At 70.5% G+C, this 12,409-nt stretch carries 10 protein-coding genes; 2 read left to right on the forward strand and 8 right to left on the reverse strand.

Annotation, left to right across the window (positions count from 1 at the left end; all coding sequences use genetic code 11):
* Positions 1 to 12 precede the first annotated feature (12 nt).
* Complete coding sequence (locus OG456_RS12845) at positions 13 to 1,515, forward strand: AarF/ABC1/UbiB kinase family protein (protein ID WP_266560350.1); 1,503 nt, start codon at positions 13 to 15, stop codon at positions 1,513 to 1,515.
* Between the two features lie 89 nt (positions 1,516 to 1,604).
* Here the strand turns inward: OG456_RS12845 and OG456_RS12850 are convergent, their stop codons facing one another.
* From OG456_RS12850 to OG456_RS12870, 5 genes are all read right to left on the reverse strand, one after another.
* Entirely contained in the window at positions 1,605 to 1,814 is a 210-nt protein-coding gene (locus OG456_RS12850; RefSeq protein WP_266569566.1) for a hypothetical protein, read from the reverse strand.
* 86 nt (positions 1,815 to 1,900) lie between these two features.
* Positions 1,901 to 2,224 carry a hypothetical protein gene (locus tag OG456_RS12855; RefSeq protein ID WP_116510236.1) on the reverse strand — a complete coding sequence of 108 codons (324 nt, stop codon included), beginning with the start codon at positions 2,222 to 2,224 and terminating at the stop codon, positions 1,901 to 1,903.
* Positions 2,221 to 2,589, reverse strand: a complete 369-nt coding sequence (locus OG456_RS12860; RefSeq protein ID WP_266560352.1) for a WhiB family transcriptional regulator — start codon at positions 2,587 to 2,589, stop codon at positions 2,221 to 2,223. The genes OG456_RS12855 and OG456_RS12860 overlap by 4 nt, the downstream gene beginning before the upstream one ends.
* A gap of 170 nt (positions 2,590 to 2,759) precedes the next feature.
* Complete coding sequence (locus OG456_RS12865) at positions 2,760 to 3,083, reverse strand: hypothetical protein (protein WP_100596669.1); 324 nt, start codon at positions 3,081 to 3,083, stop codon at positions 2,760 to 2,762.
* 163 nt (positions 3,084 to 3,246) lie between these two features.
* Positions 3,247 to 5,466, reverse strand: coding sequence for an ATP-dependent DNA helicase UvrD2 (locus OG456_RS12870; RefSeq protein WP_266560355.1), 2,220 nt, complete (start codon positions 5,464 to 5,466; stop codon positions 3,247 to 3,249).
* A 237-nt stretch (positions 5,467 to 5,703) separates the two neighbouring features.
* On the opposite strand from OG456_RS12870, the gene OG456_RS12875 reads away from it, so the two are divergent.
* Positions 5,704 to 5,967: a mycoredoxin gene (locus OG456_RS12875; protein WP_266560357.1), complete on the forward strand. Its 264-nt coding sequence runs from the start codon at positions 5,704 to 5,706 to the stop codon at positions 5,965 to 5,967.
* Positions 5,968 to 6,166: 199 nt separating this feature from the next.
* On the opposite strand, the gene nudC is transcribed toward OG456_RS12875, so the two are convergent.
* The 3 genes from nudC to OG456_RS12890 all read right to left on the reverse strand — a co-directional run bounded on the left by nudC (position 6,167) and on the right by OG456_RS12890 (position 12,387).
* A complete protein-coding gene (nudC, locus tag OG456_RS12880; protein ID WP_165914633.1) occupies positions 6,167 to 7,117 on the reverse strand; it encodes an NAD(+) diphosphatase in 951 nt (316 codons plus the stop codon).
* A gap of 85 nt (positions 7,118 to 7,202) precedes the next feature.
* A complete protein-coding gene (locus OG456_RS12885) occupies positions 7,203 to 8,615 on the reverse strand; it encodes a dipeptidase (RefSeq protein ID WP_266560360.1) in 1,413 nt (470 codons plus the stop codon).
* Between the two features lie 10 nt (positions 8,616 to 8,625).
* Positions 8,626 to 12,387 carry a UvrD-helicase domain-containing protein gene (locus OG456_RS12890; protein WP_266560362.1) on the reverse strand — a complete coding sequence of 1,254 codons (3,762 nt, stop codon included), beginning with the start codon at positions 12,385 to 12,387 and terminating at the stop codon, positions 8,626 to 8,628.
* Positions 12,388 to 12,409 lie beyond the last annotated feature (22 nt).

Here is a 12,409-nt window from a genome sequence, read left to right on the forward strand (position 1 = left end):
TTGGAGGGGCGCATGTCTGATCTTCCCCGGAAGGCGGTAACCCGTACCGCCAAACTGGCCGCGCTGCCACTCGGCTTCGCCGGGCGCGCGACCTGGGGCCTCGGCAAACGCATCGGCGGGAAGTCGGCCGAGATCGTCGGGCGGGAACTGCAACAACGCACGGCGGACCAGCTCTTCAAGGTTCTCGGTGAGCTCAAGGGCGGAGCCATGAAGTTCGGGCAGGCCATGTCCGTCTTCGAATCCGCCCTCCCCGAGGAGGTCGCGGGCCCGTACCGCGCAGCCCTGACCAAACTCCAGGAAGCCGCTCCCCCGATGCCCACCAGGACGGTCCACGCCGTCCTCGCGGAACGGCTCGGCGACGACTGGCTGGAGAACTTCCTGGAGTTCGAGGACAAGCCCGCGGCAGCCGCATCGATAGGTCAGGTCCACCGCGCCATCTGGCACGACGGCCGCGAGGTCGCCGTCAAGGTGCAGTACCCGGGAGCCGGCGAGGCCCTGCTCTCCGACCTGAACCAACTCGGCCGCTTCGCCCGCCTCCTCGGCCCCCTGATCCCCGGCATGGACATCAAGCCGCTGATCACGGAACTACGCGACCGGGTGTCCGAGGAACTCGACTACGGGCTGGAGGCACAGGCCCAGCGGGCCTGCGCGGAAGAGTTCGCCGACGATCCCGATGTGCACGTACCCGACGTGGTGCACCAGTGCGACCAGGTCCTCATCACCGAATGGATAGACGGAACACCACTCTCCGAGGTGATCATCGACGGCACCGACGAGCAGCGGGACCGGGCAGGACAGCTCCTCGCCCGCTTCCTGTTCTCGGGCCCGGCCCGCACCAGCCTGCTCCACGCCGATCCGCACCCGGGGAACTTCCGGCTGCTGTCCGACGAGAAGAACGGCTGGCGACTGGGAGTCCTCGACTTCGGCACCGTGGACCGGCTCCCCGGCGGCCTCCCCGAAACCATAGGCACCTCACTGCGTATGACCCTGGCGGGCAACGCGGAAGCGGTCTACGAACTGCTGCGCACAGAGGGATTCGTCAAGGAGACGATCGACCTCGAACCCGACGCGGTGCTCGAGTACCTGCTGCCGATCATCGAGCCGGCCCTGGTCGACGAGTTCACCTTCACCCGCGGCTGGATGCGCAGCCAGGCCGCACGCATAGCCGACCTCCGCTCCCCCGCCCACCAGCTCGGCAAGCAGCTGAACCTGCCGCCCTCCTACCTCCTGATACACCGCGTGACCCTCAGCACCATCGGAGTCCTGTGCCAACTCGGCGCGACGGTACGGCTACGGGACGAACTGGAGATGTGGCTACCGGGTTTCCTGGCGGCGGACGAGGAGCCGGTTGACGAGACGACAGGCGCCACGGCTCACGGCACGATCGAGGGCGCGGCCGGCAGCACAACCGACGACGCGGTCGAGGGCATGGCCGTCGGCACGGTCGAAGACATAACCGCGCAAGCAGCCGCAAGCGCGGGAACAACCGAGGGTGCCTCGGCTGCTGAGGCGTGATCAAGAATTGGGGGGCGGGTGGGGTGGGGAGGGGACGGGGGGGGAGGGAAGCCCCCCAGGAATTTGCGGGAGTCCAGTCCTCCCGAAGCTCACCACCACTCCGAGTCGAGCCGCCCCTCAATGGCCCGCAGGTTCTCTCGGGCGCAGCGGTCGCAGTAGTGCCGGCCGGTCCCGTTCTCCACTGAGTAGGTCCAGGTCGGTGGGGTGTCCTGGGCTGTGGTGCCACAGAGGGCGCACACGATGGTGCCGGGTTCGGGCTCGGGTCGCTGCGCTGAGTCGCCGTCAGGATGAGACGTCACGTGGTGACGATATCTCCGTCTTCCGAGGGTGTGGCGCAACGCACCGCGGGGGCCGGTCCGTTGTGGATCGGCCCCCGCGGGGTGGGTCACTGCATGACCGCCATGGCGAGCGCGCGGCGGGCGCGCAGTGATGCGCGCTCGGCGCGGCGCTGCATCCGGCGGGCCGTTGCCAGGCGCAGTGCGCGGCGTTCGGCCTCGGCGGAGCGCAGCTGCTCGTGCATATGCGCACGAGCCAGCGCTTCTGGGATGAGTTGCATCTCTCGGGTCCTGTTCTGGCGCGAGTCGTTCGCGTCGGTGGTGGTGAAGTCTGGGGTCGCAGAGCCGGTGGGCTCGCTGGTGGACGGCTTCATCGGGGCCTGCTTCTGGGGGTCGTGCGTCAGGGGGCGGTCGATCGTTCCTCGTGCGTTCATGCCGCGACCGGGTTCTTGCGCGGGCGGCCACGCGGCCGCTTCCGGGCTACGACGACGCCCTGGACGAACAGCTCGCCGCCCCAGACGCCCCAGGGCTCACGCCGCTCCTTGGCGCCGGCGAGGCAGGCCTCGACGAGCGGGCAGGTGCGGCAGAGGGACTTGGCGTACTCGACGTCCGCCGGCGACTCCGCGAAGAAGACCTCGGGGTCGTAGGCACGGCAGGGGACGGGTACGCCGAGGTTCTCGATGGCGTCGTCGAGCGCGGTGAGCGCAGTCAGGGGGTTCAAGGTGGAGTCCTCCGTGAGACCGGGCGGGGGGAGAGTGTCTGAAGGCGGTACTGACGGGGCGTGCGCTTCGAGTTGCACGGTGTTGTTTCCTCGTCTGGTCGTTCCGGCCTGTGGGCCGGATGGCGGTGGTACCGGGTCTTTTCTTGTCCCGAGGCCCCTTCGTTCTGTTGTCCCGTGCGGGCAAAACAGAAGGGCCGCGGATCCCGGGTGGGGTTCCGCGGCCCTGAAGGCGCCGGCCTGATCGAAGATCAGGCTGGATCACTCCAGGGTTCGAGCCCACGGAAGGCCCACATCGTGTGGTGGTGCGTCGTCTGCTTCCGGGATCCGGCACCGGCCGCCGCAAAGGCATAGGCCTGGGCCTGTGCCGTTGCTACTGCTTCCGGTGCCTTGGTCGGTCGCTCATTGCTCTCGCGGACGGGAAGGTCGGCGAGAGACAGGAAGGACTCCGGACGGGCGGCGGGAATGCCGGACGCACCGGTGCCCAGGTTCGAGAAACCGAGCAGGCAGGAAGCGACGACCGAGCGATCGGTCATTTTGGCGGTGCTGATGAAGCTGGCGTTGATGCTGATCACTGGAATTCGCCTCCTCTCGGCGTCTCTGGGACCGGTGTGAACCGGTCCGACGGCTTTAGTACAGCACGGAACCAGTGCCTCGGAGAAGAGGCGCTGTTCCCGTGCTTAAGAACCTATGGGGATTGCTGGGGCATGCGCAAACTATTTTTTCGACGAGTTTGCATCAGTCGTCCTCGTCGGCTACTCCAACGCCCGCATCCGGGGCCCCACCTGCGCAGATGGTGAGCACGTCGGTGCCGAACCGGTTGAGCTTGCGCATGCCGACGCCGGGGATGCGGGCGAGTTGGGCCGCGTCTTCGGGCATGGCTTCGGCGATGGCGACGAGGGTCTTGTCGGTGAAGACGCAGAAGGCGGGCTGTCCGAGCTGTTGTGCCTGGTCGGCGCGCCAGTCGTGGAGTCGCTCGTAGAGGCCCTCGTCCATGGCGGAGGGGCAGTCCTCGCAGCGCATGAGTTTCATCTCGCCGGCGTCGGTGAGGGTGCGTCGGCAGACGTGGCAGCGGGCGACGGTTCGGGCGGTGCGGCGTCGGACGGGTCCGGTGGTGGTGCGGGGCGTCGTCGGTGTGCCGTGTTCGATGCCGCCTTGTCCGGTGCTCGTGTTGCGGGCCGTGGCTCCTGAGGTGCCTGGCCGGATGCCGTCGAGGAAGCGGCTGGGGCGGCGGTTGGGGCGGCCGCCGGGTGAGCGGGAGAGGGCCCAGGACAGGCTGAGGTGGTGGCGGGCCCGGGTGACGCCGACGTAGAGGAGGCGGCGTTCTTCCTCGATCTGTTCGTCGGTCTTGGCGTACGTGATTGGCATCATGCCTTCGGCGAGGCCGACGAGGAAGACGGCGTCCCATTCGAGGCCCTTGGCGGCGTGCAGGGAGGCGAGGGTGACGCCTTCGACGGAGGGTGCGTGCTGGGCGGCGGCGCGTTCGTCGAGTTCGGTGACGAGGTCGGTGAGGGTGGCGGTGGGTTTGGCGCGGGCGAAGTCCTCGGCGAGGCGGACGAGGGCGGCGAGGGATTCCCAGCGTTCGCGGACGGCTCCGGAGCCGTCGGGGGGTTGGCTGGTCCAGCCTTCTCCGGAGAGGACGGCGCGGACCTGGGAGGGCAGGTCGACGGCGTCGTCGAGGAGGGAGTCGTTGTTTCCGAAGCGGGCGGCGCTGCGGAGGGCGTGGCCGGCTTTGCGTACTTCCGCGCGTTCGAAGAAGCGTTCTGCGCCGCGGAGCTGGTAGGGGATGCCGGCGTCGGCGAGGGCTTGCTCGTAGATCTCGGACTGTCCGTTGGTGCGGAACAGGATGGCGATTTCGCCGGCGGAGACGCCGTTGTCGATGAGGGCGCGGATGCGGCGGGCGGTGCCTTCGGCTTCGGTCGGTTCGTCGGCGTAGTCCGTGTAGGCGGGTTCTGGTCCTCGGTCCCGCTGGGAGATGAGTTCGAGGCGGTGTTCGGCGGCGCGGCCTCGGGCGTGGGAGAGGAGGGTGTTGGCGAGGTGGACGACCTGGGGGGTGGAGCGGTAGTCGCGGACGAGTTTGACGACGGTGGCGCCGGGGTGGCGGGTGCGGAAGTTGAGGAGGTGGTCTGGGGTGGCGCCCGTGAAGGAGTAGATGGTCTGGCTGGCGTCGCCGACGACGCAGAGGTTGTCGCGGTCGCCGAGCCAGAGTTCGAGGAGTCGCTGTTGGAGGGGGCTGACGTCCTGGTATTCGTCGACCACGAAGTGCTGGTACTGGGAGCGGACCTGTTCGGCGATGTCGTGGCGGTCCTGGAGGATGCCGACGGTGAGCAGGAGTACGTCTTCGAAGTCGATGAGGGCGCGGTCGCGCTTGAGCGTTTCGTAGGTCGCGTAGATCTGGGCGGTCTCGGCGTTGTTGCGGGGGGTGAGGCGGCCGGTTTTGGCGGCCGCCGCGGCGTAGTCGGTGGGGACGGTCTGGGTGACTTTGGACCACTCGATTTCGGCCGTGACGTCGCGGAGTTCGCCGCGCTCGAGGCGGATGCGGCAGGCGGCGGCCGCGTCGGCGACGAGTTGGATCTTGCGGTCGACGATGCGGGGCAGCTCGCCGCCGACTGCTTTGGGCCAGAAGAACTGGAGTTGGCGCAGGGCCGCGGCGTGGAAGGTGCGGGCCTGGACTCCGCCGGCGCCGAGGTGGCGGAGGCGTCCGCGCATTTCGCCTGCTGCGCGGTTGGTGAAGGTGACGGCGAGGATGCTGTTGGGCTGGAGGATGCCCGAGCGGACGCCGTAGGCGATGCGGTGGGTGATGGCGCGGGTCTTGCCTGTGCCCGCGCCGGCGAGGACGCACACCGGTCCGTGCAGGGCGGTGGCGACGGCGCGCTGTTCGGGGTCGAGCCCGTCGAGCACCGCGTCGGCCGTGTCCGGAACCTGCGGGAAGAGGGTGGAGTGCGTTGCTGCTGTCACCCCGCCATGCTGCCAGGTCGGTGGGGGCGGGTGCGTCGCGTTGTCCACAGGGGGCGGGTGCAGTCGTATTAATGCGGTGCGTGTCACGTCTGCGGGTGTGATGGGCGTCATGCGCGGTCGGTGGCGGAGGCTCGGGCGGGGTCGGGGTCGGGGGTCGGGGTCGGGAATGGTGGCCGGGTCGCTTACGTTCGACTCAGTGCGAACAAGCATTCCGAGCCGTGAAGGAGCATGAGGAACATGCCGGGGACTGTGACGATGTACAGCACGACGTGGTGCGGCTACTGCCGTCGGCTGAAGGGCCAGATGGACCGCGAGGGCATCGAGTACAACGAGGTCAACATCGAGCACGACCCGGATTCGGCGGCATTCGTCGAGAAGGCGAACGGCGGGAACCAGACGGTTCCGACCGTTCAGGTCGTCCCCGTGAGCGGTGGGGCCGAGGTCATCATGACGAACCCGAGCCTGGCGCAGATCAAGCAGGCGCTCGGCGTCGCCTCCTGATCGCTCCGTACGTACAGAGTGGCCCCTGCTTCGGCGGGGGCCTTCTGCATTCCTGGTCACTTCGCGTTGACGCGTTCGTGCCCTGGGGCTCGGCAATCCTGTTCAGCCGGCCATGCGGCCCCGTCCAGGCAGATGCCCTGCCCGACCTGACCGGGGTTGGGCGCCCGGTCAGGCCAGTCGGATCAGATCAGGGCGGGGCTTATACGGCGTCGCCGGGCTTGGGGAGGGGCTTGCCGTACCAGAGTTCGATGAGGCGGGCCGCGATCGAGATTCCGTAGGGGGGCATGACCTCTCCGGACTCGAATGCGGCGCGCAGGTCTTCGCGGGAGAACCAGCGGGCTTCGTGTATTTCTTCGCCGTCGACGTTGATCTCGGACGAGGTGGCGCGGGCCATGAAGCCGAGCATGAGGCTGGAGGGGAACGGCCAGGGCTGGCTGGCGACGTATTCGACGTCGGGGCCGACGACGACTCCGGCTTCTTCGAAGACTTCGCGGCGTACGGACTGCTCGATGGACTCTCCGGGTTCGACGAAGCCGGCGAGGGTGGAGAAGCGGCCTTCGGGCCAGTGGACCTGGCGGCCGAGGAGTGCGCGGTCCTCGTCGTCCGTGACGAGCATGATCACTGCGGGGTCGGTGCGGGGGTAGTGCTCGGCTCCGCAGGCCTGGCAGCGGCGGATGTGGCCCGCGGCGGCGATGACGGTGCGTTCGCCGCAGCGGGAGCAGAAGCGGTGCAGTCGCTGCCAGTTCTCGAGGGCGACGGCGTGCACCATGAGGCCGGCGTCCCGGGGGGACAGGAGGAGTCCGGCTTCGCGCAGGCCGGCGGGGCGCGCGGACTGGTCGATGCGGCCGGGGAGGGTGTCCTTCTGGAGGGCGAAGTAGCTGACGCCGTCGTCGTCGGTGCCCAGGAAGTAGCGGTGGGCTTCGGTGAGGGGCGCTTCGAAGGACGGGGTCATGACCAGTTCGGTGGCGCCGTCCGGCGTCTCGTCGATGAGGACCTGTCCGCCGGAGACCACGAAGACGCGGGTGGTGGGGTGGCTCCAGGCTGCGGCGAGCCAGGCCTCGTCGAGGCGGTGGTGTGCGGCGCGGTCGATGCCGCTGGGTGCGGAGAGCGAGAGCGGACGGTCGGCTGTGCGGTCGGTCCAGGTGGTCACGGGTGCTTCCAACTCCCCCGGTGGAATGGGTGTTTCGGCGGGACGGTTCGGCTGGGCGGGTGCGGGGTGTGGCGGGTGGGGTGGCTCAGTGTGCATCGCGCCAGTTCTCCGCGAGGTCGCCCCACAGGTGGGCGGCTGTTTCGACGCCCTTTTTGAGGAGGTCGAGTTCGACTTTCTCGTTGGGTGCGTGCCAGCCGTCGGAGGGGACGGAGATGCCGAGGAAGAGGACGGGAGCGTCGAGGACGTCCTGGAGGTCGGCGGCGGGGCCGGAGCCTCCTTCGCGCGTGAAGCGGATCTTCTGGTCGAAGGCGAGGTTCATGGCGCGGACGACGGACTGGAGGGCGGGGTGGTCGAGGGGGGTGAGGCAGGGGCGGGTGGCGGCGCCGAAGGTGATGGTGTGGCGGATGCCGGCGGGGAGCCGCCCGGCGACCCAGTCGGTGACGGCCTTTTCCACGTGGTCGGGGTCCTGTCCGGCGACGAGGCGGAAGGACAGCTTCAGCGTGGCTGAGGAGGGGACGATGGTTTTGCCGCCGGGGCCTTGGTAGCCGCCTCCGATGCCGTTGACCTCGGCGGTGGGGCGGGCCCAGATCCGTTCGAGGGTGGTGTGGCCGGCCTCTCCGTGGGTGGCGTGCGACTTGGCGGTGCGCAGCCATTGGGCTTCGTCGAAGGGGAGCTCGGCGAAGAGTTCCCGTTCGCGGTCGGTGAGGGGGGTGATGCCGTCGTAGAAGCCGGGGACGGCCACGCGCGCGTGGTCGTCGTGGAGGGCTGCGACGAGGCGGGCGGCGGCGGTGGCGGGGTTGGGTACGGCGCCGCCGAAGGATCCGGAGTGGATGTCCTGGTCGGGGCCGTGGAGTTCGATCTCGCAGTCGGCGAGGCCGCGCATTCCGGTGCAGACGGTGGGGGTGTCCTCGGACCACATGCCGGTGTCGGAGACGATCACGGCGTCTGCGGTGAGGCGGTCCCTGTGCTGCTCGACGAGGGTGCGGAAGTGGGGGGAGCCGGATTCCTCTTCGCCCTCCACGAGGAGCTTGAGGTGGACGGCGGGGGTGGTGCGGCCGGTGGCGGCGAGGTGGGCGCGGACGCCGAGTGTGTGGAAGAACACCTGTCCCTTGTCGTCGGCTGCTCCGCGCGCGTGGAGGCGGTTTCCGATGACGACGGGTTCGAAGGGGTCGGTGTTCCAGCCGTCCTCGCGGGCCGCGGGCTGGACGTCGTGGTGCCCGTAGACGAGGACGGTGGGGGCGTGCGGGTCGTCGGAGGGCCAGTCGGCGAAGACGGCGGGGGCGCCGGGTGTCTCCCAGACCTCGGTGGTCGGGAAGCCGGTCTCCCGGAGTTTCGCGGCGAGCCAGTCGGCGCTGCGGCGTACGTCGGGTGCGTGGTCGGGCTGGGCCGACACGGACGGGATTCGGAGCCACTCGGCGAGGTCCTGGAGGAACGCGTCGTGGTGGGTCTCGATGTACGCACGGACGGTGCTGACGGCGTTGTCAACGGGCTTGCTCATGGTCCCGAGCCTATCCGTCCGCCGGTGCGTGCTCGTGCGGTGGTTCCGGTGCTCTGCCGCCGCCGGGGCCGGGGGTGGGATCTTCGAGGAGGAGGCGTTCCAGTTCGGCGCGTCCGGGGAGGTCGCGGGGGGTGACGGTTTCGCCGTCGCGTACGTAGACGAACGTCGCCTTGACGGCCTCGGGCGCGAGGCCGTGCTGCTCGGCCCAGGCGAGTCGGTAGACGGCCAGCTGGAGGGGGTCGGCGGTGCGGCCGCGGGTGGTCTTCCAGTCGACGATCTCGTACGTGGTGTCGTCGCCTTCGCCTTCTTTGTAGACGGCGTCGATGCGGCCGCGGATGACACGGCCGGCGATGGCGAGCTGGAAGGGCGTTTCGACGCGGTGGGGGGTGCGGTGGGCGTAGGGCGTGCTGTCGAAGGCTTCCTTGAGGGCTTCGAGGTCGCGTTCGTCGGCGATGTCGGCCTCGCTGCCGGGGAGCTCTTCGGGGTCGAGCATGGGCAGGCGGAGCTCTTCGAAGCGGGATTCGACCCAGGCGTGGAAGCGGGTGCCGCGGCGGGCGGCGGGCTGGGGCGGGCGGGGCATGGGGCGGGCCAGGTCCTGGGCGAAGCCGTCGGGGTCGGCGGCGAGGCGCAGGAGCTGGGAGGCGGTGAGGGTGGTGGGGAGGGGGACGTCGCGGACGGCCTGGCGGGAGCGCAGGAGTTCGCCGGTGAGGGCGTCGAGGTCGCGGTCCCAGGAGGCGAGTGTGCGGGTCTCCTCCGGAGTTGGCCGGTGGCGCTCCGGGGGGACGGTCGGGGCGGTGCTGGTGGGTGCCGGGTCGGGGTGGGGGCGGGTGTCGGCGTCCTGGGGCGTGGTCGGGTGCGGGATGGCGCTCAGGGGGTGCGCGGGCGTTCGTGGGGCGTTGTGCGCGGGCGTGTGCGGGGCGCCACGCATGGGGCGGGCGTCGTCCGGGTGTGGGTGCGCGTCCTTGTGCGGGGCATCGGCAGCGGCCTGCGCGGGGGTGCCGGTCGGGTGCGGGAGCGTGGGGCGTTCGTGGGGCAGCGCGTCCCAGTCGTCCCACTCGTCCCAGTTTGGTCCGGGGCCGTCCTCCGGTGAGCCGACGAAATCGCCCTCTTCATAAAGAGGCTCGTTTCCGTGGAGGGGCTCGTCTCCGTAGAAGGGCCCGTCTTCGTAGGGGGGCTCGCCTTCGTAGGGGGCCTCTTCGTCCGGTGGGGCCGGCCAGTCCGGGTCGGTGTACGTGGCCGGGTGGCCCACCTCGTGGGAGTGGGCGTCGGCGTCGGCCGGGGTTGCGAGGTGGGCCAGCACCGTGGCCGCGGCCTCGCGGCGGCGCGCCATGGCCTCGTCGTCGAGCGGGAGCGGCCACGCCTGATCGGCGGATGCCTCCTGGAGCGCGGGGTTCTCCTCGTCCTCCTCCGGTTCGTCGGCCCAGGCCTCGATCTCCCCGTGTCCGGCGGCGCAGTGGTCGTACAGCGCCTGGAGGAAGTCGGAGGGGCCGCGAGGGCGCTTCTGGGCGGGGCCCCACCAGTGGCCCGAGCCGAGGAGGAGGGTGCGGGGGCGGGTGTAGGTGACGTAGCCGAGGCGGAGTTCCTCGGTGCGCTGGTGTTCCTTCATCTCTTCGTGGAAGGCCTTCATGCCCTTGGAGTCCCACGCTTCGATGTCGGGCAGTGTGGCGGCGTCACCGCGCAGTTCGTGCGGCAGGACCTTGCTCTGGGCGGTCCATTTCTCGCGGCCCTGGGCGCTGGGGAACGTCCCGGTGACGAGGCCGGGGACGGCGACGACGTCCCATTCCAGGCCCTTGGACTTGTGGGCGGTGAGCACCTTCACGGTGTTCTCGCCGCCGGGCAGCGCGTTGTCGAGGCCCTTTTCGTATTGGGCGGCGGTGCGCAGGAAGGCGAGGAAGGCGAGGAGGGTCGCGGAGCTGTCGTTCGCGGCGAACGAGGCGGCGATGTCAAGGAAGTTGGAGAGGGTTTCGCGGCGTCGGGCGGCCAGGGCGTGCGGTGAGGCGGCGAGTTCGACTTCGAGGCCGGTGACGGCGAGGACACGGTGGAGTACGTCCATCAGCGGGTCGGCGAGTGAGCGGCGCAGGTCGCGCAGCTCGGTGGCGAGGCGCGCGAAACGTACGCGTGCCTCGGGCGAGAACGGCAGCCTGTCGTCGCCCGGTTCGTCGAGGGGGGTCTCCAGGAACGTGTCGAGGGCGTCGGCGAGCGATATCACTTCGGAGGGGTCGATCCCCTCGACGGCTTCCGCGAGGCGGCGGTCGGGGTCGTCGTCGCCCGCGCGCGCGTGGGCGACGAGGAGGCGGGCGCGGCGGCCGAGGAGGGCGAGGTCGCGGGGGCCGATGCGCCAGCGGGGGCCGGTCAGGAGGCGGACCAGTGAGGCGTTGGCGCCGGGGTCCTGGAGGACTTCGCAGACGCCGACGAGGTCGGCGACCTCGGGGAGGTGGAGGAGGCCGGAGAGGCCGACGACCTCTACGGGGATGTCGCGTGCGACGAGGGCGCCCTGGATGGCGGCGAAGTCGGTCGCGGTGCGGCACAGGACGGCGATCTCGCCGGGGGCGGTGCCGGTGCGTACGAGGTGGGCGAGGGAGTCGCCGAGCCAGTCGATCTCCTCGGCGTGGGTGCGCAGGAGGGCGCAGCGGACGACGCCGTCGCGTTCGGCGCCGGGGGCGGGGCGCAGGGCTTCCACGCCCGCGTGCAGTGCGCGCAGCGGCTGGGCGAGGCCGTTGGCGAGTTCGAGGAGGCGGCCGCCGCTGCGGCGGTTCTCGCTGAGGGAGAAGCGGGTGGCGGGGCGGCCGTCGGTGTCGGCGAAGTGTTCGGGGAAGTCGTCGAGGTTGGCGACGGAGGCGCCGCGCCAGCCGTAGATCGCCTGACAGGGGTCGCCGACGGCGGTCACGGGGTGGCCGGTGCCCGCTCCGAAGAGGCCGGCCAGGAGGATCCGCTGGGCGACGGAGGTGTCCTGGTACTCGTCGAGGAGGACGACGCGGAACTCGTCGCGGAGGATGGCGCCTACCTCGGGGCGGGTGCGGGCGAGGGTGGCGGAGAGGGCGATCTGGTCGCCGAAGTCGAGGAGGTCGCGGGCGCGCTTGGCTTCGCGGTACCGGGTGACGAGGCCGGTGAGGTCGAGGCGGGCGGCGGCGGCCTCGGGGACCTTGCGCAGGTCGGCGTTGGTGAGTTTGCGGCCTTCGAGGGTGTGCAGGAGGCGGGTGTCGTGGGCGCGTAGTTCGTCGGGCTGGACGAGGTGTTCGGCGAGCTCGCCGTCGAGGGTGAGGAGGTCGCTGACGAGGTCGGCGAAGGAGCGGGTGAGGGCCGGGTAGGGGCCGGGGGCCTCGCGCAGGACGCGGGCGGCGAGCTGGAAGCGGGTGGCGTCGGCGAGGAGGCGTGCGGTGGGTTCGAGGCCGATGCGCAGGCCGTGGTCGGTGAGGAGGCGGCCGGCGAAGGCGTGGTACGTGGAGATCACGGGCTCGCCCGGGGGGTTGTCCGGGTCGATGGCGTCGGGGTCGGTGACGCCTGCCTTGATCAGTGCCTTGCGGACGCGCTCGGCGAGTTCGCCGGCGGCCTTGTTGGTGAAGGTGAGGCCGAGGACCTGTTCCGGGGCGACCTGGCCGGTGCCGACGAGCCATACGACGCGGGCGGCCATGACCGTCGTCTTGCCGGAGCCGGCTCCGGCCACGATCACCTGCGGGGCGGGCGGCGCGGTGATGCAGGCCGTCTGCTCCGGGGTGAACGGGATCCCGAGGAGCTCCTTGAGCTGCTCGGGGTCGGTGAGGCGTGTGGTCACCTCATCGAGGCTAACCGGCCCC

It is taken from the genome of Streptomyces sp. NBC_01446 (assembly GCF_026340095.1).
Classification (GTDB): domain Bacteria; phylum Actinomycetota; class Actinomycetes; order Streptomycetales; family Streptomycetaceae; genus Streptomyces; species Streptomyces aureus.

Excerpts from the sequence above, each read along its gene's own strand:
- OG456_RS12845 (WP_266560350.1), top strand. The coding sequence starts at position 13 with ATGTCTGATCTTCCCCGGAAGGCGGTAACCCGTACCGCCAAACTGGCC.
- OG456_RS12855 (WP_116510236.1), bottom strand. The coding sequence starts at position 2,224 with ATGAACGCACGAGGAACGATCGACCGCCCCCTGACGCACGACCCCCAG.
- OG456_RS12875 (WP_266560357.1), top strand. The coding sequence starts at position 5,704 with ATGCCGGGGACTGTGACGATGTACAGCACGACGTGGTGCGGCTACTGC.
- OG456_RS12885 (WP_266560360.1), bottom strand. The coding sequence starts at position 8,615 with ATGAGCAAGCCCGTTGACAACGCCGTCAGCACCGTCCGTGCGTACATC.